Source organism: Rhodococcus sp. IEGM 1306, assembly GCF_036541985.1.
Taxonomy (GTDB): Bacteria; Actinomycetota; Actinomycetes; order Mycobacteriales; family Mycobacteriaceae; genus Rhodococcus_F; species Rhodococcus_F qingshengii.
Genome location: NZ_JAZHFF010000013.1, coordinates 84,734 through 106,353, shown reverse-complemented (window position 1 = coordinate 106,353; position 21,620 = coordinate 84,734). Strand labels below are relative to the sequence as shown.

General features: G+C 61.5%; 19 protein-coding genes. 7 read left to right on the top strand and 12 right to left on the bottom strand.

The genetic code is table 11. The annotated features are described in order from the left end of the window. The first annotated feature begins 425 nt into the window (after nt 1-425). Nucleotides 426-881 (top strand): hypothetical protein, encoded by a 456-nt coding sequence (locus V3587_RS27180; RefSeq protein ID WP_021333520.1) that lies wholly within the window; start codon nt 426-428, stop codon nt 879-881. Here the strand turns inward: V3587_RS27180 and V3587_RS27175 are convergent, their stop codons facing one another. From V3587_RS27175 to V3587_RS27140, 8 genes are all read right to left on the bottom strand, one after another. After that, entirely contained in the window at nt 882-1,223 is a 342-nt protein-coding gene (locus tag V3587_RS27175; protein WP_042451032.1) for a hypothetical protein, read from the bottom strand. A 35-nt stretch (nt 1,224-1,258) separates the two neighbouring features. Next, nucleotides 1,259-1,939: a hypothetical protein gene (locus V3587_RS27170; protein WP_063316364.1), complete on the bottom strand. Its 681-nt coding sequence runs from the start codon at nt 1,937-1,939 to the stop codon at nt 1,259-1,261. Nucleotides 1,940-2,114: 175 nt separating this feature from the next. Continuing rightward, nucleotides 2,115-2,999 carry an SCO6745 family protein gene (locus V3587_RS27165; RefSeq protein ID WP_030537506.1) on the bottom strand — a complete coding sequence of 295 codons (885 nt, stop codon included), beginning with the start codon at nt 2,997-2,999 and terminating at the stop codon, nt 2,115-2,117. Nucleotides 3,000-3,064: 65 nt separating this feature from the next. Continuing rightward, complete coding sequence (locus V3587_RS27160; RefSeq protein WP_020969703.1) at nt 3,065-3,925, bottom strand: ABC transporter permease; 861 nt, start codon at nt 3,923-3,925, stop codon at nt 3,065-3,067. Beyond that, nucleotides 3,922-4,884, bottom strand: coding sequence for an ABC transporter permease (locus V3587_RS27155; protein WP_283377434.1), 963 nt, complete (start codon nt 4,882-4,884; stop codon nt 3,922-3,924). The genes V3587_RS27160 and V3587_RS27155 overlap by 4 nt, the downstream gene beginning before the upstream one ends. 80 nt (nt 4,885-4,964) lie before the next feature. Beyond that, nucleotides 4,965-6,497: an ABC transporter substrate-binding protein gene (locus tag V3587_RS27150; protein ID WP_162114854.1), complete on the bottom strand. Its 1,533-nt coding sequence runs from the start codon at nt 6,495-6,497 to the stop codon at nt 4,965-4,967. Nucleotides 6,498-6,628: 131 nt separating this feature from the next. Further along, entirely contained in the window at nt 6,629-7,603 is a 975-nt protein-coding gene (locus V3587_RS27145; protein WP_209908729.1) for an oligopeptide/dipeptide ABC transporter ATP-binding protein, read from the bottom strand. Continuing rightward, on the bottom strand, nt 7,603-8,514 hold the full coding sequence (locus V3587_RS27140; protein WP_238592730.1) for an ABC transporter ATP-binding protein: 912 nt from the start codon (nt 8,512-8,514) through the stop codon (nt 7,603-7,605). The genes V3587_RS27145 and V3587_RS27140 overlap by 1 nt, the downstream gene beginning before the upstream one ends. A 275-nt stretch (nt 8,515-8,789) precedes the next feature. Between V3587_RS27140 and V3587_RS27135 the strand changes: the two genes are divergently transcribed. Continuing rightward, nucleotides 8,790-9,347: a QsdR family transcriptional regulator gene (locus tag V3587_RS27135; RefSeq protein WP_021333511.1), complete on the top strand. Its 558-nt coding sequence runs from the start codon at nt 8,790-8,792 to the stop codon at nt 9,345-9,347. Nucleotides 9,348-9,432: 85 nt separating this feature from the next. Here V3587_RS27135 and V3587_RS27130 read toward each other — a convergent pair whose 3' ends face one another. Further along, on the bottom strand, nt 9,433-10,254 hold the full coding sequence (locus tag V3587_RS27130) for a class II glutamine amidotransferase (protein WP_031331541.1): 822 nt from the start codon (nt 10,252-10,254) through the stop codon (nt 9,433-9,435). A 21-nt stretch (nt 10,255-10,275) separates the two neighbouring features. Beyond that, nucleotides 10,276-10,719: a DUF7144 family membrane protein gene (locus V3587_RS27125; RefSeq protein WP_042451026.1), complete on the bottom strand. Its 444-nt coding sequence runs from the start codon at nt 10,717-10,719 to the stop codon at nt 10,276-10,278. Nucleotides 10,720-11,063: 344 nt separating this feature from the next. On the opposite strand from V3587_RS27125, the gene V3587_RS27120 reads away from it, so the two are divergent. From V3587_RS27120 to V3587_RS27100, 5 genes are all read left to right on the top strand, one after another. Next, on the top strand, nt 11,064-11,792 hold the full coding sequence (locus V3587_RS27120; RefSeq protein WP_021333507.1) for a hypothetical protein: 729 nt from the start codon (nt 11,064-11,066) through the stop codon (nt 11,790-11,792). Continuing rightward, nucleotides 11,789-12,403: a class F sortase gene (locus V3587_RS27115; RefSeq protein ID WP_230793229.1), complete on the top strand. Its 615-nt coding sequence runs from the start codon at nt 11,789-11,791 to the stop codon at nt 12,401-12,403. The genes V3587_RS27120 and V3587_RS27115 overlap by 4 nt, the downstream gene beginning before the upstream one ends. A 93-nt stretch (nt 12,404-12,496) precedes the next feature. Next, the gene (gene thiD, locus V3587_RS27110) at nt 12,497-13,297 is read left to right on the top strand and encodes a bifunctional hydroxymethylpyrimidine kinase/phosphomethylpyrimidine kinase (protein WP_003946192.1); all 801 of its coding nucleotides are present in this window, start codon (nt 12,497-12,499) and stop codon (nt 13,295-13,297) included. A 48-nt stretch (nt 13,298-13,345) separates the two neighbouring features. Beyond that, nucleotides 13,346-15,829, top strand: a complete 2,484-nt coding sequence (pepN, locus tag V3587_RS27105; protein WP_064444627.1) for an aminopeptidase N — start codon at nt 13,346-13,348, stop codon at nt 15,827-15,829. 65 nt (nt 15,830-15,894) lie between these two features. After that, entirely contained in the window at nt 15,895-17,184 is a 1,290-nt protein-coding gene (locus tag V3587_RS27100) for an alpha/beta hydrolase (protein ID WP_042451019.1), read from the top strand. Here the strand turns inward: V3587_RS27100 and V3587_RS27095 are convergent. Both V3587_RS27095 and V3587_RS27090 read right to left on the bottom strand, forming a co-directional pair. Continuing rightward, entirely contained in the window at nt 17,146-19,413 is a 2,268-nt protein-coding gene (locus tag V3587_RS27095; protein ID WP_283377433.1) for a DUF2254 family protein, read from the bottom strand. The genes V3587_RS27100 and V3587_RS27095 overlap by 39 nt on opposite strands. A gap of 4 nt (nt 19,414-19,417) precedes the next feature. Beyond that, nucleotides 19,418-21,553 (bottom strand): bifunctional lysylphosphatidylglycerol flippase/synthetase MprF, encoded by a 2,136-nt coding sequence (locus tag V3587_RS27090; RefSeq protein WP_042924704.1) that lies wholly within the window; start codon nt 21,551-21,553, stop codon nt 19,418-19,420. Nucleotides 21,554-21,620 lie beyond the last annotated feature (67 nt).

The following is a 21,620-nucleotide window of genomic DNA, read 5'->3' as shown; positions in this document are numbered from 1 at the left end:
TAACGTTCGACGGACGGCTGTCTGCCGGACGAAAGTAGTTAGAAATCAATCAATTACACCGTTTTCTGGACAGACCCATACCCGCACTCAAGAGAGGTGCTGTCTCCCAATAGTTGTCGACGATGGCAGATGCTCCGATCAAGCTCGATACCCAGCCCGTGAGTTGAGCACGTCGGACATGTTGTGCCGCTCGCGAGGAGGTCGGTCCTACCGAGAGAGGTAATCTCCGCCCGTAGTCGCCGTGAGTTGCGAGGCGAGCGCCATAGATATGGGCACCAGTGGCAAGCGCCAGCGCTCCCCATGCGATCAACATAGTTTGATCCATTCTTTGATTAGCGTTGACGGTATCGACCTTCCACGCAGTTCGAGTCGTAATTGCTTTCTTCTCCGGAGCGCAATTTCGCCTACTGGCATGATCTCTTCGTATGATTGGGATTCGGATCGCGTGGGTTGTATTGGCGGTCGCCACCGGGATTCTGGGATCCGCGACGGCACAGTGGCCGCTGTACGAGATCACCGATTGCGAAATAGGCCTCGGCCCGCTCAGTTCTGCCGATTGTTACCGCTCGATTCACGACTATTTCGGGCGGGAGCTCTTCTTGGTGCTGGCGTTGCCGGTGGCTCTGTGCGTTATTCCAGCCGTGATCCCACGACCATTAGTTTCCTGGATCGTCTCGGCGACAATGCTTTGCGCTGCAGTACTGGGTTTCTTTACCGCTTTCAGCTCTGGTATGCCTTCTCTGCTGTCGATGGTGGGGAGCCTCCCTGCTGCAGTGCTGGCATTGGTACTTGCTGCGGTGCATCAGGGGATCGCATTGCGCAACAAGGGCGCCATTGCGCGTGCGCGCAGTGGGGTTCGCGATACGCAGCCGAGTGAGTGATCAGTCGGGGCTGAAGAACAGTTCCATCGAGATCCAGAACCACGCCACCATTGCTGCCACAGAAAGGAACGCGAGCACCAATGGCAACGCGAATTGCCTGCCGGTGCGGCTGGGAATAGTCATAAGTCCGAGAATGACGAACACGGCGGCAGGCGCCGCCCAACTTATCCAGTAGGTGAGCGGTGGCGGGTTGGGGCCGAACGACGTGAACGAACGGTTCGGATAAAGCTGCGGCTGCGGGACATCGGCGAAGTGTTGCCACAGGAGTACCAATGGCAGGTAGCCGAACAGTCCCAGTAGGAGGCCGACGACGAGTCCCGCGAAGATTCGTTCGCCCCTCATCTCAACGCACCCGTCCGAATCAATCGTCCCACTGCCTATGCGACTTCTGGTAAGTCACGAGGCTGAATCCGTAGAGCCCACGCCCGGGCCGCAACGAACGTCATGGCCAATACGAGAACGACCAGCAGTACGACCGCGATCCAGGTGGGAGTGGTGGTGGAAAAGCCCAGCCTCCACGCAGTACCGACACCTACAGTCGTCGCCGCCAACGCCCCGACCGGAAGCATCGCCGCCACCGCTCGCGTCGTGCGAACGGTAAGTCGATCCCCGGCAGCGCGGAGGACTCCGAACACGGCGGCGACCGAAATGCCATACGCCAGGAGACCGCTGACGGCATAGACCAGGAGCGGGGACCATCCGATATCAACCGACCCGGTGAATGCCATGCCGATCAGGACCAACAGGGGCGTCAACCCAAGCGTGACGCCTGCGAGGCCTGCCACCACAGTTGGAACCATTCGATTGTCCTGGCCTCCGGAGATTCGCACGCCCGCGAGGCGGAGCACGAACCCGGTCAGCGCGCCCAGAAGGGCGCCGATCACCGCAGCCTCGATGGGCCAGGTCCATTGCGATTCACCCGCGAAGCCCGAGATTGTGGTGCCACCCGAAAAGAGGGTGATCGTGGCGGACGCCTGTGCCGATCCCTGTGTCAGCGCCGCCGTGACGATGGCAACGGTCGCACCGAACAAAGCAAACCCGAGTGCCTGTTTCCACATCTAGCCATCTTGACCCATCCCGCGGGAGAATTCGGCACAACGGCAGTCTCATCCGGATGCCTTCTCACTGTGCAGATTGGGGCGCAGCCGACTTCGGCGATAATTGTGTGAAGGGGCTGGTGGTGACACCCTCGTCGTATCACCACCAGCCACGTTCGACACTCACGACCTGCTGTCACGCACGCAATCGGCGACGTGCTGCCAGTGCTGCCGGAAATCCGAGATCTGCATCGATCACTTCACCGGAGAGACGTTCCGAGATTTCGATCAGTCGACTGCATCCGGTCTCTCCGATCGCCTCGTACGGGTACGACCCCAGCACATCGGTCTGATGCTCAACCCGCTTTCGGCGATCGCGACCCACCTCGTTCAGGTGAAGCTCGGGGCCGTCTTCGAGCCATCCACGCGCCCGCACACTTTCGACGCCTTCCGCCCACTGATCGTTGTCCCATGCCCGGCTCATTTGCAGAGCAGCAGCAGGAACATCACCGGTTGCGGCGTGGACTACCAACGCTTCGACACCGTTGAGTCCCTCGGCGTGAAGAAGTGCGACATGAGAATCTCCGCGAAACTCCCGGAGCAAGGATTGGGCATGCCACAACACGAGATGAGGCTCCTCAGGCCACGGCAATGATGCGTGCCCACCGAACAGGGGTCGCCCTTGTGGTCTGTTGCAGGCGCGTTCCGCGGCTCGACGTGCGAGTTCGGCAGCTTCGCGAACTTCGGTGCCGTCGACATGTTCTCCCCAGGCCTTGCGCAGCGAACGGTCGACAGCGTCGAGTCGAGCGGTGAGGATCTGTTCGGGGGTGGCGATTGTCCAGGCTTCCGGCAGCACCGCGTGTACCAGTTCGGGGTTGAAGTTGAAGAACGTAGCGATGGTGACTTCAGCCGCTACTGCGCCCATGGGCGCAGACCGCGAAGCGAAGTAGCCCATTCGAGGGTGTGTAAAGCCCAGTGCGGCATATGCTTCCGCGCCGAAAGGGGTGAAGTAGATCATGCCGTGTATTGGTTCGGCTCCACGGAAGACGCGGCGCGCGGTTTCTGGTGCGATCGAGGTCATCGATAGTCCTTCATGCTGGTGGTGTGGTCTTCGAACAGTCGAGTCGGATGGTTGTTCTACGCCGGCTATCTCCCTCTGACATACATGCGGTCCCGGACGGCATCACCCACTCGGTAGACGGCCAGGACGACCAATGAAATCAGAATGCCGGAGGGGAGAATCTGTTGTGGTGCACTCAAGATGTGCAGGTACGCATCGGATAGGTCACCGCCCCAACTCGGAGTGGGGGGCTGTATTCCCAACCCCAGGAATGAGAGTGCCGCCTGCGCGAGAAAAGTCAGGCCGGTGAGCACGGTCACCTGAACGACAACCGGCCCGATTGCGTGCGGAAGAAGATGACGCAGGAGCACTACGTGCGGCGGGCATCCTGAGAGTCGCGCGCTCAGAACGAAGTCTCGGTTCCTCGTTTCGCTGACCCCGGCAGCCAGAATTCTTGCAATTGTGGGTGCATAGACGACTCCGAGCGCTGACATCGACGTGATCAGGCTCGGCCCCAGAACACCGGTAATAGCCACTGCGAGAACCAAACCTGGGAATGCCAGCAATGCGTCCGCCACCCGGAGGAGTGACGCGCCGATCCAGCGTGGCCAATATCCGGCGATCAACCCCCACGGAATTCCCAACAGCAGACTGACAGCGACAGCGATCGCGACGCCGAAGAAGGCGGAGCGTCCTCCCCAGATCAATCGACTGAGCACGTCACGACCGAAGCCGTCAGTGCCAAGCAGGTGCTGTGCACTCGGACCGGCGAACGTGTTGGTCAGGTTCTGATCGGTCGGACTGTGCGGAGCCACGAACGAGGCCAAGACGGACGCCGCTATCAGCGTTCCGAGAAAGCAGTAGCTGAGCCATAATCCGGGGTGCAGTCGAGGGAGAGCCCACTTGGAGCGGGTCTCGCCTGCGGTGGTCAGCGCGAGTTGGCTCACGAGATCGTTCCCTTCCTCAATTGTGGGCTGATCATGTTGTTGACGACGTCGACCAGGATGTTCACGAGAAGCACGATCACGACGAACAGCAACACAATGCCTTGAAGCATCGGATAATCTCGCGTGTCGATCGCAATGACGAGAGCGCTCCCGAGGCCCGGCAGCACGAAGATCTGCTCGAGAATGACCGTCGCACCCAGCATCGCCGCGGCGAGCAATCCATAGACAGTGACAATCGTGGGAACGATGTTTCGTAGCGCGTAGCGCCACACGATCTTCCGCTCGTCGATACCCATCGCACGCGCAGTTCGTACGTAGTCACTTGACAGTGTCTCGATCATCGCAGCCCTGGTCTGCCGAACCGCAATCGATGCTGCGCCGGCAGCGAGCGCCGTTGCTGGTAGGACCAAATGGCTCAGGTTGTCGATCACACTGTTCTCGAGAGGAACCCAGCCGAGCACCGGTAGAACTCCCAAACCGAGGGCGAAGACATCGACCAGCACGATAGCGAGGAAGAAGTCCGGTACCGCGAGTCCGATCCCCGAAACCGTGCGGGTCAGACCATCGCTGCGTCGTCCCTGCCGCGTCGCGGTCCACACACCGAGCGGTATGGCGACGACGGCGGACAGTAACAGTGCGAGTACAACGAGCTCGGCGCTCGCCGGCAGGCGCGCAAGGATCTGTGGGCCGACGGGGGCGCTGTTCTGTAGCGACGTTCCCAGATCTCCGTGCAGAGCCGACACCACCCAGTTCCAGTACTGGACCAGCAGAGGTTGATTCAATCCGAGGCGCTCGTTGAGTGCCGCGATCGCTTCATCGCTGCCGTTCGGACCGAGAAGTGCCTCGGCTGGTCCACCGGGGATTATCCGGATAAGGGCAAAGGTTATGAAACTAGCGATAATCGCGGTAGGAATTATCTGTGCGAACCGGACGCCGATCATCCGTATGTAAGGATTCACCGGCGATCGGTGAGGGTTTCGGGTCGGAACGCTCTCAGGCTCGGGGGCCAACGAATTCTCTTGCGATACAACGGTCGTCGTCATGACTTCGAGAGGTACGTCAGATTGGGGGAGCCGTTCAGTGCGGGAACGGCCCCGTGGACGTTCTTCGTGTAGGCGACCACGTCGGGAGTGAAGTACAACGGTACGTACTCAGCGGACTTGATCACGACTTGATTTATCTGTTTGACGATGTCGAGCTGAGCGGTTTCGTCATACGTGTTGTTCAGCAGTGCGATCAGCTTCTCCAACTCCTCGTTGGGGACGGAATTCTGCCGGAAGTACGATCGCGAACCCAGAGAGGCTTCGAAATTGAGCGGTGCGGATGCTCGCGTGGGCCATCCCACGCTGAAGACGTCCGCGCTGTTGTGTGCGACGAACTCCGTAATCGCCTGAGGTCCACTCATTTCGACGAAGTCGACCTTGATGCCGACTTTCTCCCATTGTTCTCCGACAAGGACAGCGTTGGTCGAGTACGGCGGTAGGTTGCCTGCTAGTCCGCGCACGGTGACCCCATTCGGATACCCCGCCTCCGCTAGCAGCGATTTGGCCTTCTCCGGGTCGTACGGCCATGCATCTTCGGTTTCCTCGTCGTAGAACTGCGAACCGGGAGGATATTGACCGAACGCCGCAGTTCCTTCCGTGCTGTCCAGCGCGGCTCGCGCAATTGCCTTGCGGTCGAGCGCATACTGCATCGCCAGACGAACCCGGACGTCGTTAACCACAGGGTTCTTGTTGTTGATCACGACGAGCGCAACTCCGAGTCTCGGGTCGTGACTGACGTTCAGGTTGGGATTCCGTTCGAGGATCGGAGCACTCGACGGTGTGAGCCCGTATGCAAAATCCGCAGCGTTCGATGTCAGGGCATTTGTCAGCGCTGTGGGATTGGAGATCACCTGGATCTGGATCTTGGCGAGCTGGGGGCTGGGTGGACCTGCCGGTTTGTAATCGTCGAATCGACTGAATGTGTATGAACTGTTCGGGACTGCGCTGGTGAATGTGTACGGCCCTGCGCCTACAGGCTTGTTGGCGAAGTCTGCCCCTGCTGCTGCCAGCGCAGTGGGGGAGACCACCATTCCCAATCTGCCGTTGAGCCAGCCTGGTAAACCGGAGGTAGGTGAACTCAACGAGATCGTGACGTGATCTGGGGACGTTGCTTCGATGCTCTTGATCGTCGGGACGGAAACGATTCCGAGACTCAAGCAGTGTTCCATGCTTGCCTTGACGGCTGCTGCATCGACAGCTGTACCGTCGTGGAAGGTCAAGCCGTTCTGCAACGTCATCTCGAACGTCAGGTTGTCCGGTCCGGAGAAGCCCCACTCGCTGGCGATTCCGGGCCGCAACTTCTGGGTGGCAGGTTCCGCATCGATCAGTGGTGCATACATCAACTGTAAGTAGTCGATGTCGTATCCGATGTTTCCCGCACACGGGTCGAGCGAGGCGGGCACGTGCGATGTCGCGACCTTGAGTTCGGCGTTCGGATCGGCAGGTCCGGTATCGCCGGCGGTACCGGTGGCGCTGCTCGAACAGCCGCTGAGCACAAGAGCAGAAAGTGCAAACGCAGCTACCAGCACACGTGGGCCACTTTTCCCATGATTCTGGAAGCGTGTGATCGGATATCGGGATCGCAAAGACAGACGCGGATTCATATGGTGGACTTTCGCTTTGGTCTTCTCGGAAGGGGGGAGACTGACGCGGCACGCATTTACTGCGGCGGGTTGAAGATTCCGATCGATGTGGCCGGGGACGATAGATGGCAGGCGGAGCTGTGTGCGGAATTCGAGGCCGCGCGAAGTGACGGCGCTTCCGACGCACAGCGATCCATCGCAAACGTGCAGCGGGTGCGGAATCGACAGCCCGAGGGTGGATTCCGTGGGTCGGGTAACTCGCCCCGCACCAATGCTTTCCGACGACTGCGCCGCTCGAGTTCGATGTGCGGGGCCGCGGCGAGAAGCGCCTGCGTGTAGGGGTGCGATGGAGTCCTCAGGACCGTGGCAACCGGTCCGATCTCGACGATTCGGCCGAGGTACATCACCGCGACGCGATCGGCGATCCATGCCACCGAACCCAAATCGTGCGAAATGAAGATGTACGTGAGGTCATGTTCTTCTCGGAGATCGGCAAGAAGCTGCAACACCTCTTCCTGAAGCGAAACATCCAGGGAGGCAACAGGTTCGTCGCAGAGAATCAGTGGCGCCTTGGAGGCAAGTGCACGAGCGATGGTCACGCGTTGGCGTTGGCCACCGGAGAGCTGGGTCGGGAGGCGGTCGGCAAGCTCAGCGCCGAGACCGACCCTACGCAACAGCTCGACGGCTTTCGGCCGCAAGGACTGTGGGATGCGCAGACGCCCTGGCGCCATCGGCTCGGCTACGCAAGCCCATGAGGACATCCGATTGTTCAAGGCCGACGTAGGGTTTTGAAAAATGAGATGGGAAGATCCACCCTTGCCGAACGCCGGGTCGTCGAGATTCATAGTGATGGAGCCTGCGGCCGTAGCCACCAGACCCGCGAGAGCGTGAGCCGTCGAGGATTTTCCCGATCCTGATTCACCGATTATCGCAAGGGTTTCGCCCCTCTGTACGGAGAAGCTGACGTCGTCGACCGCGCGAAGAGCTTTGCGTCCGCGTCCGTACTCGACTGCCAGATTCCGAACGTCGACGATGACGTCGGTGTTGCTCATCAGCTCACCAGTCCGAGCAACTCGAGTTCGTCGCTGCGGTGACATCTTGTTGCCGATTCCGGTGATCCGATCAGAAGTGGATGATCGGATATGCAGAGCTCCTCGGAGTAGTTGCACCGGGCGACGTATCGGCAACCCACGCCGTCAGCAGGGGCTTTGCTGGTGAAATCGCCTCGCGCCTTGGGTGATTGGGAGGAGACTTCTTCGAATGTCGAGCGTGCCGCCTCGAGAAGGCTGAACGTGTAGGGATGCGCGGGCCGCCGAAGCAGCACGTCTCGTGGCGCGACGTCGACGATCTCGCCGCGAAACATGGTGATGACTCGATCCGCGACCTCGGCGACAACCGCGAGGTCGTGACTGATCAACAACACGGCAAGATCGCGCTGTTCGGCCAGTTCTCGAAGGAGATCGACAATCTGAGCTTGGATGGTGACGTCGAGCGCTGTTGTCGGTTCGTCCGCGATCAGCAACTTCGGACCGCATGCCAGGGCCATCGCGATCATCACCCGCTGACACATCCCGCCGGAAAGCTCGTACCCGTACGACTTCAAGGTTCTGCTCGGGTCGGCCAGTCCGACCTGGTGGAGAAGATCTGTAGCCACGTCCTCCGCATCGACTTTCGTGATGTCGCGGTGGGCCTTCAACACATCGACGATCTGGCGACCGATGCTGACGGAGGGGTTGAGAGCCGAACTCGGGTCCTGGAAGACCATACTGACGTCGCGACCGCGTATTTTCCTCAACTCGGCGGCGGGCCGACCCACAAGTTCCTGTCCTTCCAAACGGATGCTTCCGCTGGTTGTTGCCGTACGGGGCAAGAGACCGAGCAGAGCGAGTCCGGTCAGTGTCTTTCCGCTCCCGCTCTCTCCTACGAGGCCGGTGATTTCGCCCGACCCCAACTCGAAGCTCACTCGGTCGAGGAGTCTGTTCGAAATCGATTCTGTCCCAGTGTCAACCGTGAGGTCTCGTACTTGCAGAAGTGGGCTCATCGTCGGGTCGTCCACGTGTGATCGTTCATCGCATTCCTCCGTAAACAACTGAACTGTTGTGACTGGAATCACGTGCCGGGGAACCATAAACACTCACCTGCAACAAAGTCAATGAATGTTGCAACGATTGCCGTCGATGGCGCCGTCTGATCGCCTCCGGCTACCGACCAGCACGTCGTCAGCGATACATTCACTCCATGGCCGAGACACGTGACATCCGCGCGGAAGCGTTGAGTGCCGCCCGACGACAGTTCGCAGCCGGAAAACCGCTCGATGTGAATGCTTTGGCCACCGAGTTGGGGGTGGATCGGACCACCTTGTTCCGGCGTGCAGGGAATCGCGACACAATTACCGGTGACGTGCTCGATTCGCTGGCGCGCCGAACGTGGCGAATGGGCCTCGAGGAGTGCGGTGGAAGCGGAGCGTCAAGGGTTGTCGACGTCCTCACCTACCATGCACGGGCGACAATCGAGACCGAATTCTTCCGGACGTATTTGACTCGGGAACCGCAAAAGGCGTTGTGCATACTCACAACTGGACTGGGGCCGATTCAGGGCACGATGGTCGAATCCGTGCGAAGGCTGATCGAAGCTGAAATACCGGAGCAGATTCGGCCAGACCTGCCCGTCGAGGACATGGCATATCTGCTGGTTCGCGTGGGTGAGTCGTTCATCTACAACGATTTGCTCACTGGTGGCACTCCGGATACGGAGAAGGCTCGCTTGGCGTTCCGGCTCATCCTCTCGCGTGACTAGTGTGCCGAGTTTCCGTTTTCTCAGTTTTCGTGAAAGCGCTTCGAATGCAAGCTATTTCATAGCTATGCCTGGTTGTATGACCCAATCAGGCTGGTGGGATCGGCACAAAGCTCCGCATCTCGTCCCGTCCGGGCCGGATGACGCCTGCGGCGGATTCGGGAACCTCGTTCCAGGCGCCGGGAAGGTCACGTAGAGGCTCGGAGACGACGATTCGGGTCTCCTCACTCAGATGGTGCAGGGCATCCACCTCAGGATGGAGCTTGCGCAACGTGGAAATCTCGGTGGAGAAGAACAACGACCTCGACTGGTGCTCGCTGGAATAGCGAAAGATCCAGGTGGAGATGCCATCCGACGTGGCGACGGTCATCTGAACCGGATTGTCGATTCCCTGCGAGCGGGCCGTGTGCTCGACGAATCCGACGGCCCTCGCGACACCTTCGAACGGATCGTCGGTCAGGCCGAACGTCAGCGCGAGGAAGAACAAGGTTTCCGAGTCCGTCGATCCTTCGAGATCCGGAAAGAGCGACGGATCAATGGCAGTCACCAATTCCCGTTTCATGTCGTGGAATCCGTGTAGTGAACCGTTGTGCATCCACAACCATTGCCGGTGCCGGAACGGGTGACAGTTGCTGCGCTGCACTGCAGTTCCCGTCGAGGCGCGGATGTGAGCGAACAGCAGAGGGGTGCGCAATTGGGAGGTGACTTCGCGCAGGTTCGAGTCGTTCCACGCGGGTTCGATGCTCTTGAAAACTGCCGGTTGGGGGCCTTCCCCGTACCAGCCGATTCCGAAGCCGTCGCCATTTGTCGTCGTGGCCCCGAGTTGAGAATGCAGGCTCTGGTCGATCAGCGAGTGCTGTGGCCTGAACAGCAAGTCATGGGCCAGTATCGGCTCTCCGGAATACGCCATCCACCTACACATACTTTCAACTCAAGCAGATCGAGTCGGCGTTGACGGTGCATGCGTAGCGGCGTGCGTCGTCTGGGTGGGCTTCCATGTCGACACAGCCCAGATCACGACGATGTTCAGCGCGATGATGAGAGTCGACCACCAGGGGTAGTACGGCAGCCACAAGAAGTTCGCGATGATCGAGATCGCGCAGATCACCACTGCCGACACCCGCGCCCAGGCCGCTCCGGTGAACAGTGCAAGCCCGACGAGAGCGACGAGCGCGCCCAACACGAGATGGATCCAACCCCACGTCGTCAGGTCGAACTGATAGACGTAGTCGATCCCGACTACGAACACTTCGTTTTCGGCGACGGCAGCGAGTCCTTGGAAGAACTGCACGATGCCGACCGTCACCAAGATGACGGCTGCCCCGATCGATGTTCCTACCGCGAAACCCTGCTTGACTGATGTTGTATCCGACATGACGGTTTCCCTTGATTCGGTGGGGGGCGACCGGACACGTGCCCGGCACGCTCGTTGTAGTGATCGTTGTTCCACCGGCTGACCGCTATGAAACGGAAATACCTGTCCAATGCGGTGAGAAATCAGTGCGATCTGCTCCGATGTGCGGGCGAAATGTAACTTCTGACCCCTGTTGATCCGATGGACCCCTTACCCGAACGCGTGTGCGGAGAAATTGCTCGTAACCGAAGTTCACAGAAAACAAGAAGAATTCGGCACGGAATTCGACCTATTTGTCCAGCTGTACTGGTATTTTGACTGAATTGACCGGAAGCTACGGTCCGCGGAAAAAAGGTAGCGAGAGAATGACGATCTTCGGCAGGCGTACCGCGGGCATCACCGCGACGGCCTTCGTCTTGGCGACCGTTGTGTCGACAGCACTCCCCGCAGTGGGATCGGCTGCCCCCGTTTCGCTCACCCGCGCGTGCAACTCGGAAATCAACGAAAATTCGATGTCACTCGATCCGGCCGTGATCGACGGTTGGTACGACATCTCGACTGGATCGCCTGGAACGAAAATCAACTCGATCGAGGCGTGGCGGACAGTGCCGGGAGACATCCTCGAGTTTCGCGCATCGGTGACGATCAGAGCCCACGGAAGTCCCGTCCGAGGGACCCTTCGGATCGACGGCGCCGGCTTGACCGGAGATCAGGATTTGATCTCCAAAATGACGTTGACCCAAGATCTCGGCCGGTCAGGGTCAACGGTCACCGACGCTGACGACGGTTCGGTCATCCCCGTACGTGCCAAGCTCGCATTCGACGTCACAACTCCTGGACAAGTCGCGCAGAACCAGACGGTCAACCTCTCGGCAGTCAAGATTGTCTTGGCAGGCGACACCACCGATCCGGGAGGTGAGTGCCCCGGCCCCGGCCCCGGCGGCGGGGGGAATGGAAGCGGTGGCGGAAACGGCAGCGGTGGTGACGGTTCCGGTGGGAACGGTGGGGATTCCGGTGACGCACTTCCCGGTCGTGACGTAGGAAACCGAGTACCAATTGCCCAGATTCCGTCCGGCCCGACTTCTCGTCCGTGACAGCGGCACCTGGATCCACGGCCAGCCGAACGTGGGCCGCTGCAGTAGTGGCGACAATGCTCTTGATCGGCGGATGTTCCGACGACGGTGACTCGCCGACCCGCGTCCTCGCGACCGGCCAACAAGATTTGCCGCCAGAGATTCGCGCGGTGGTCGACGGTCCGGATGTCCCGACCGCGCTGCGCACAGGCAACAGCACCGCTGACATCCTGCCGATCAAGACGACGACGGACGGCTCGCTCATTCCGCCCGAGGATGTCAGTGAGATCGGATGGTGGGCAGATTCGGCATTTCCCGGCTCCGGCGCGGGCACCGTGGTGATCACCGGACACATCAACGACATCTATGAGGGTGACGGTTTCGGAAAGAAGTTCTCGACACTGGAAATCGGCTCGGTCGTGACCGTGGCGGGCGCCGGGGGACAGACCTGGAACTACCGTATCGATGCGGTCGATCACTACAGCAAGGACGGCGAGCTGCCGGTCGAGCGATTGAACAGCCTCGACGGACCCGAAACCCTCGCGCTGATCACCTGCGGCGGCGAGTTCGTCGGTCCGCCGTTCGGATACGAGGACAACGACGTCGCGTGGGGAACTCCGGTGCCCGCATAGCCGAAAACCAGACGTCGGAACGGTTGATAAACTGGGTCCCGCGTTCGTGGCCATCCACGCACGTTTCAAAAGTCCGAAGAAGGAGATTGTGCTGTGGTTGACCTCGCCTATGTCATCGCTGGGTCCGAAGCGACTGGCGGTGCCGGCCTGCAGGTCGACCTGAAGACGTTCCAGGCATTGGACGTCTACGGCGTAGCGACCACCACATGTATCGTCTCGTTCGATCCCAAGAACAACTGGGGTCATCGCTTCGTACCGATCGCTCCTGACGTGATCGCTGATCAGATCGAGGCTGCCACTGCGGCTCACGATCTGGACGTCGTCAAGATCGGCATGTTGGGCACGCCCGCCACCATCGAGGTTGTGGCAGAGGGCCTGCGTCGGCAGTCCTGGCGCCACGTCGTCCTCGACCCGGTCCTGATCTGCAAGGGCCAGGAGCCCGGTGCGGCTCTCGATACCGATACAGCACTTCGTGATTCGATCCTCCCGCTCGCCACCGTCGTCACACCCAACCTGTTCGAGGCACGCACCCTCGCCGGAATGGACAGCATCGAAAGCGTCGACGACCTCATCGAGGCCGCACGTCGTATCCATGATCTCGGACCCAAGTACGTGCTCGCAAAGGGCGGTGTCGAACTCGCCGGTGGCGACGCCGTCGACGTGTTGTTCGACGGGACCGACGTGACTGTTCTCTCCGCCCCCAAGGTCGGCGAAGAGCGCGTCTCGGGTGCCGGTTGCACGCTGGCCGCCGCAGTGACCGCGGAGCTGGCAAAAGGCGCCGACGTGGGAGAAGCCGTCGCTCTGGCAAAGAAGTTCGTCACGGCGGGCATCGAAGGCCGCGTCTCGGCACACACGCCGTTCGACACCGTCTGGCAGGGCGCGTTCAAGGGATAGGCGCACGGCGGCTCACATCGCCGCGCGCGGCCTGGCAGGATCGAGTGCGTGAGTACTGCGAACCTGAATCGAAGCGAAGTCGCCGAACGATCTCGAGCCATCTCCGTCGCCGGTTACCGGGTGGAGTTGGATCTGCGATCGGCGGTCGACTCCGCCGTGAAGACCTTTTCGACGGTCACGACAATTGATCTGACGTCCTCGGTGGAGTCCACGTGGCTCGATTTCATCGGTGCTGCGGTCGATTCCGTGGACGTCGACGGTGCGTCGATTCCGGTGGAGTACGACGGATCCCGGATCGTGCTGCGCGGACTCGGCGGATCGAACGTCGTTCGGGTGGCAGCTCACGGCAACTACAGCCGTTCCGGTGAAGGGCTGCACCGATTTGTCGACGACGCTGACGATCAGACGTATCTGTACACGCAATACGAGCCTGCCGATGCCAGGCGTGTTTTCGCCTGCTTCGAGCAGCCGGACCTCAAGGCGCCCTTCACGTTCGAGGTGACAGCACCTGACGGCTGGGAAGTCCTGTCGAATCAGCCCGCGACCCAGACTCTCTCCGTGGACGGTGCACAACGCGTCACTTTCGCCCCGACGCTGCCGATCTCGACCTACATCACCGCGATCGCGGCCGGGCCGTATCACCGCGTGGCGTCGTCGTGGAGTCGCGGCGAACTCACTGTCGAGTTGGGTGCGCTGTGCCGGGCGTCGTTGGCTCCACACCTCGATGCAGACAACGTTTTCGACATCACCCGTCAGGGGCTGGACTTCTACGCCGAGCACTTCGACTATCCGTATCCGTTCGGCAAGTACGACCAGATCTTCGTCCCCGAGTACAACCTCGGCGCCATGGAGAACCCGGGACTGGTGACCTTCACCGAGGCATACGTGTTCCGCGGCTCCGCAACCGACGAGCAGCATCAGCGCCGCGCCAACACGATCCTGCACGAAATGGCGCACATGTGGTTCGGCGATCTCGTGACCATGGTCTGGTGGGACGACCTGTGGCTCAAGGAATCTTTTGCCGATTTCATGGGATCGCTGGTCAGCGCCGAAGCTACTCGCTTCACCGATGCCTGGGTAGCATTTGCCATCAAGCGGAAGGCGTGGGCGTACCTCCAAGATCAGCTGCCGACCACGCATCCTATCGTCGCCGACATCGTCGATCTCGAAGCTGCGAAGCTGAACTTCGACGGAATCACCTACGCCAAGGGCGCCAGTGTCCTCAAGCAACTCGTGGCGTTCGTCGGCCGTGACGCGTTCTTCGAAGCGGCACGACGGTACTTCAAGGCCCACGCCTTCGGGAACACCACGCTGGTTGATCTGCTCGACGTGCTCGCGGAGACTTCCGGACGTGATGTGCGCGAATGGGCCCGAATCTGGTTGCAGACCACCGGAGTGTCCACGCTGTCGCTCGACGGAACAGACCTGGTCCAGACGGACCCGAGGCCGCATCGGCTCGCAGTCGGAATCTACGACTACAACGAGTCCGGAGACCTTGTTCGCACCGAACGCGTCGAACTCGACATCACCGAATCACGCACGTCGGTCGACCTTCCGCCCGGAGCACTCACACTGCTCAACGACGAAGACCTCACCTACGCCAAGGTGCGATTGGACGCGGAATCTCTGTCCACTGTCGAGGCATCCCTGGACCGCGTGAGCGATCCGCTTGCGCGCGGGGTGATCTGGTCGTCGCTGTGGAACTCGGTGCGTGATGCGCAGCTCTCGGTGTTCCGGTACCTCGACATGGTGGAACGATTCGCTCCCGCGGAGACAGATCTTGCGATTCTCAGCTCGATCCTGACCGATGCCCAATACGCGGTTCTTCACTACGTTCCGAAAAGCTTGCGGCCCAATGTAAGTGCAGGCTGGTTGGAAACGACCTGGAAGGCGGTGTTCGAAGCCGAACCGGAGTCCGGAAGACAGCTGGCATGGGCACGGGCTCTGTCGGCCGCTGCAGCGGTCAACGATGCTCGCGCCGACGAGGTGCGGTCGATACTCGACGGCACCTGCCCGGGGCCGGTCGGACTGGCTCTCGATCCTGATCTGCGGTGGGCATTGTGGATCGCCCTGTCGGCGACCGGCCATGCGAGTGTGAGCGACTTCGATGGTGAGCTGAGCAAGGACAGCACGTCAGCGGGTCGAACGGCGTACGTCCGCGCCGCGGCGTCGATTCCCGATGCCGAGACCAAGGCGGCTGCCTGGGCGTCGGCGACCACTGACGGCTCACTCTCGAACGACCGCCTGGATGCGACGATCGCCGGATTCCGTTCGGGCACGGACCCGTCGTTGATCGAGGGATATGCGGCAGAGTACTTCTCGTCCCTGGGGAAGTGGTGGTCCGAACGCAGCATCGAGATCGCCCGACGGTTGGTGAACGGACTCTTCCCGGCAGCTGAAGACACCTCTGCTGTCGATTCCTGGATCCAGGCCAATGCGGAGGCGCCCGCGTCGCTGCGGAGGCTTGTTCTCGAGCGTCGGGATCACCTGGCCCGAGACCTACGTGCCCAGGCGTCGAACGCGGTGATCTGACGCCATCAGCTCCGAAATGTCCTGTTCTTGGATATTGTCTAAACAGGGCTGCGACGGGAGACGACGTGCACACGATCACGGATCTGTCGCTGGTCACGGGCCCGGTTCCGCCCGTGGTGACGGTGCTCGGAATTCTGGCACTTCTGTGGCTGATCTTCTCGAGATCGAGGCGTCACGTCCTGATCTCGATTCCGGTCTGCATCGTCGCGGCAATCGCGATCACTCTCGTGCTGTACTGGCTGATCGAGAAGGTGTGGCACCCGTTCCCCGATCCGATTGCCCGTCCGGTCTACGTGTGGATCGGGTTGGGCATTCTCGGCGTGCTGCTGGGTGTTTCGCGGGTATTTGCGGCGACGCGGATCGACGGTCGCGTGCTCACCGTGGTCTCCGTGCTCCTGGTGGTCGTGTCGAGCGCGGCTCACGTGAATCTGCAGTTCCAGTCGTATCCGACGTTGGGAACAGCGCTGGGACTCTCGGACGCGGAGAAGGTTTCACTCGCAGACCTGGACGACGGCAAGGACGGGGCGGTACCGGTTTCGCAATGGAAGGCTCCCACGGACATGCCGTCGGCGGGCAAGGTCAGCACGGTCACGATTGCGGGGACGGTCTCCGGATTCAGCGCCCGCGACGCCGAGATCTACCTACCGCCCGCGTATTTCACCAACCCACGACCGGAGTTGCCCGTGTTGGTCCTGCTAGCCGGCCAACCAGGCGCGCCCGAGGACTGGCTACAGGGCGGACGTCTCGTCCAGACCATGGACACCTACGCCGCTGCGCATTCGGGCTTGGCTCCCGTTGTCGTCGTTGCTGACGGGACCGGGTCGGAACTGGCGAATCCGCTCTGCGTCGATTCCCAACTCGGGAACGTCGCGACGTACCTTTCGCGCGATGTTCCCGACTGGGTGCGCGGGAACCTCCAGGTGGATCCCGACCCGAGGAAGTGGGCGATCGGGGGACTTTCCTACGGCGGCACCTGCGCGTTCCAGATGGCAACGAACTTCCCCGCGGTCTATCCGACGTTCCTGGATCTGTCCGGTCAGATCGAACCCACACTCGGCGATCGCAAGCAGACGGTCGATGCAGCGTTCGGCGGCAATGAAGCCGCGTTCGTGGCAGTGAATCCGCAGGATCTGCTCCGGGAGAAGAAGTTCCCCGACAGCGCCGGGGTGTTCGTGGTCGGCAAACAGGACAACGACTACCGCCCAGGTCTTCAAACGCTCTACGAAGCCGCAAAAGCCGCAGGGATGGACGTCCAATACGCCGAGGTCGACGGAGGACACAGCTTCCAAGTGTGGTCGGCTGGATTGGCGAGTCAATTAGGTTGGCTGGGAACGCGACTCGGCCTGCCCGGATGAACGATCGTCCGGAAGTTCCGAAGACCCGATGATCAGCGGGTGAATTCTTCCGGTCGCCCCGGCTTCGGAGCCCAATCCCTGCGGATCCGCCACACTCGCGAGCCGAAGGTCGAGTGCGCCGGTCCATTCTCGGTTCAATTGCGCATCGAGTGCGTCGACGCGCTCGAGTAGCGGAGGGTGCTGGTCCGGCGGGCAGGCTTCGAGCAAGGTCGCGAATACCGCGCGTAGACGACGCTGGACCTGCGCGGAATTGGTACTGAAGTGCCGGATCTCGTCGGTGGCGACGGACACGTAATCGGTCCAGGTGCGTTGCTGCCCTCGGATCAGCGTGAGATCCGAGGTTGACGTGTCGAAGCGGACCCGCGGGGCGAGAAGTACCAGAAGATCTTCGATGTGGTCGAGAGCCTGCACGGCTCGGCCCGGGTCGTTGATGGCGGGTGACAGCGCCTTGAGCGCGATGTCCACGATCGACTGAAGCGCTGCACCGGGGCTGACGACCGGGCTGTGCGTGTCACCGAAGATCAAGCACGACATCAAGGTGTCCGGGCGTACCTTCAGCGAGGGTCCGCGTACCTCGAAGAGGGGCGCGTTCTGGGCGACGAACTCGCCGATGCTGGGGACGACTTCGACCGAGACGTCCCAGCGGCCGGCCAACCGCTGCAGTCGTGCGAGATCGATCGCCAGCAGAATCCGGCCGTCGGGTGAGAGGTGGCGCAGGCGAATCACCAGTGCGTCGGCGCTCTCGGAGTTCTCGGACTCGCGCGGTTGGGGTAGGGGGAGCGGCTGACTGGGTTTCGGTGCGCCAGAGGGCAGGTCCTCGTACAGCGGATAGGCACGAATCGTCGCGCTCCGGCCCTGGGCCGCTATCCAACGCAGCAACCGACTGGAATTGAGAATCGACCCGACCTTCGCCACCAACGCGATGAACAGGATCGCACTGGCCAATGCCAGAAGCAGTGCGATCGCCGTGGAGATGGTCGGTGAGGAATTCTCCGAATCGAGCGCCAGATCGAGCGCAATGATCAAGGAGAAGACGAACGTGGCCAGAAACATGCCGATCGACCACCGCATCACCCGCTGCTGCGCAAGCATCGGGACCACCCGCACCGAAATCTGCGATGCGCCGAACTGCATTGCGAGGGTGATGGCGGTGAACACCAGACCGGTGAGAGTGATCATCCCGCCGGCGATGACGCTGAGCAGCGTCGCGGTGGCCCCGGCGTCCACGCCCTCGGAAATGGTACCGACGTCGCCGTCGCTGACGAGATCTCCGTCGATCCCGACGAGGATGTTCGCGGTGACGACGGACAGGACGACGAGGATCACGGGGAGACGCCAGACGGGGACTGTTCGTAGTCGTCGGCGAGTTCGACGCCAGCGAATTCTGTCCGAGAGCCGCCGCGACAATCCGACCTTCGACGTGGGGGTTGCGGTGTCGACGACGGGGAGCGGTGGTGGGGGCGGGGGAGCGGAACCGAAACTTCCCGACACCGTTTCCTGCACGTAGATCTTCGCGTGGATCATCGGCTCGCGATAACGCTGTTCACGGGCCACTGCCCGGCTCATCTTCGCCGGCTTGTCGCGGTAACGCGAGCGCGCCCACGGCGCACCCGGGCGACTCAACCGAATTGCTCCGATCAACAGAAGTGGGGTGAAGAACAGCCCGATCAAGCCGGTCCAGAGTTTGCCCTTCATCAACGTGATCACGGCGAGTCCGAGTTGGATCACGATCGCGACGACAACGCCGATCAACGTCGCCAGGCTACGGTCCTCCTCGTACGGGTCGAACTCTCCCGCGAACCCGATCGGGTGGACCCCGAGAAGGAAAAGGAACGAGATCGCGATGGCAACGAACACTGCGTCGATGGACGAGCGACCTTCCTCGGCCCAGTAGACATCGCGCAGATGCAACACGAGTGCGTACTCGTCGAGGACCAACGCGCTGCCGATACCGAACACCGACGCGAGAACACAATTGGCGATCGGGGTGTGATAGTCGGCCAGAGCGATGAAGGCGAAGCCGGACACGAGCATCATCATCAAACCGAAAACCATGTGGTGGATGTGCATTCCACCGGGCGTGACATTGCCTGGCCACCACGAGACCTCGGCCCGGATCATCCGGACGCTGAAGCGGATGAACAGGAACGTCAGGACAAAGGCGAGTAGGAGGAAGAACAGCGGGAGCCTGCCGGTGTCGACGACCGTGTGCTCGAACCAGGACCGCACGGCGTCAACTCTTGCTGGTGGCGAGCTTGATCAGCTGAGGAGCCGTTGCGTCGGGCAGGTATGCACGCGTCAGTGCGATTCCGATCCGAGGCAGGTCGGCCTCGTCGCGGAAACACAGGAAAACGGGTTCGTACCTCGGCTTGAACTTCTTCTTGAACGCGTGAAGAGACCGGAAGCCGTACAGCGGTTCCATCGCGGCTCCGAGCATGTCCAGCAGGCGGTCCATCGATGCGGCGTCGGCGCCGTCGTCGCTGCGTGCGAGCGGTGCTCCGGACAGTGAGACGAATTGGGCACCTTGTTCTTTGAACTCGAGGGCCGACGATGCGATGAGGAACTCGACCACCGGACGGAACCCGTCGGGACGTCGACGCATGACATCGAGTGTCCAACCCTGAACCACGCCGCCTTCGCCGTACACCGGCAACCACGAGGTGACGCCGTGAATGCTTCCGGTCGGGTCGACGGCCAAGCCGACCCGGACGTCGCGGTCGAGCGCCTCCTCGACGCTTCCGAGGGTGAACCCCATCTCGGGTAGCCCCTTGTCGCCCACCCATTCCTCGGAGATGGCGCGCACCTGAGCCAATACGGAGAACGGCTCGTCGGCCAATGTTGTCATCCGGAAGGTGATGTCGTCCTTCTTGGCCTTGTTGAGCGCCGAGCGGATGTCCTGCCAGGATTTACCGGTGAACTGCAGTTCTGGTAGGTCGACGATCGTGTCTTCGGCGACCTGAACGGTGCGCCAGCCACGCCGGGTGGCGGCGTCGGCTGTCTCCTTCCCCACGGAGAACAAGCAGGGAGTGAGGCCGTTGGCTTCGGACATCGTCGTGAATTCGTCCACCGCTGCGGCGAGTCGGTCGGGGTTCGCTATCGGATCGGCCAGGACCACGACGACACCGACATGCCGTTGGAATGCAACGACGCTCTCACCCGACTCGCCGAAGTAGTAACTGTTGCCGTCCCACGTCGTCATCCACGACATGGTTCCGCCGCCGTGTCGTTTGAGCAGTTCCCGAGCGGCGGCGCGCGGATCGTTCCCGGACAACGGCCCGCCTCGAATCTTGCGCCGCATCGGTACGTGGAAAGCGTGGCGGCCCTTGATCAACAAGATGAGTTCGAGAAGCCAGAGCAGCGCGGTACCGACCGTGACGGCGCCGGCGCTCTCGTAGTCGAAGAAGATGACCGAGACGAGGACGAGGGCGGTGGCCAAGACCGTCAGTGAACCGAACACCACGGCAACCCACCAGGCCCAGCGGCGACCTCGTCGCAACTGGTCCGCGATGAGGGCAACGATGACCACGTCGATCAATGCCGTCCAGCCCGAACCGGTTTCGGCTTCCGTCGGCCCGAACGGTCCGCTTCCGGGGAACAGCCAGACGGCGATCTCGACCACGCCGATCAGGAGCAGGCCGATGAATCCGAGCAGGCGGATCTCGCGTCGCGTTCGGGGGATGAACCCGCGCTCTCCGTCGCCGAAGAACTTCTCGCCCACCGGCAGGAATATCGCGACCGCGATGAGGTGCTGCACGTCGGCGAGGCGGCCTTCGAAGAGGAACGCGATCGCAATGTACGCACACAGAATGGCGCGCACTCGCATTCGCCAGGGCGAGCGGAGTGTTGCTGTGGTCGCGGCGAGTGCGGCGATGATTGCGGTAGTCACGCCGACGTCGCGGTGGGTGGCGAGGTTGCGAGCCCAATCCCAGTCGGTGTGGCTGCCCGCCCAGAGGAGGAGCGATGCACCGAGTTCGCCCGCCAACTGACCGCTGATCGTGACGATGGCCGCGTTCTTGGTTCCCAGGCGCCATTCGCACCAGCCGACCGCGAAGGCAAAAACGACGATGATCGAAACATACTGACCCGGCGTCAATCCGAAGAACCACCCCGTGACGAGAGTCCACCACTTGCCTTCCTGCAAGGCAGGAACTCCGTAGGCGATGTCGTTGAACCACGAGTAGGTACGGACGTGATTCCACAGGGCGCCGGTCGCGATCCCGACGACGGTGATGGTGAGCACTACGCTCGCGGTGAACGGCACACGCCGCAGGACGCTCAGCGTGTCGGAGGCGAAGCGAGAGGCCCGATTCGACGCGCCCGGCGCGCTCTGGTCGGTCTGCGGGGTGGGGGTCTGGGACTGCTCAGCCATCGAGGTTCTCTTCTCGCCATGCCGCACGGTGGATTCTGCCTGTTCAGCATGACAGGAATACAGACCG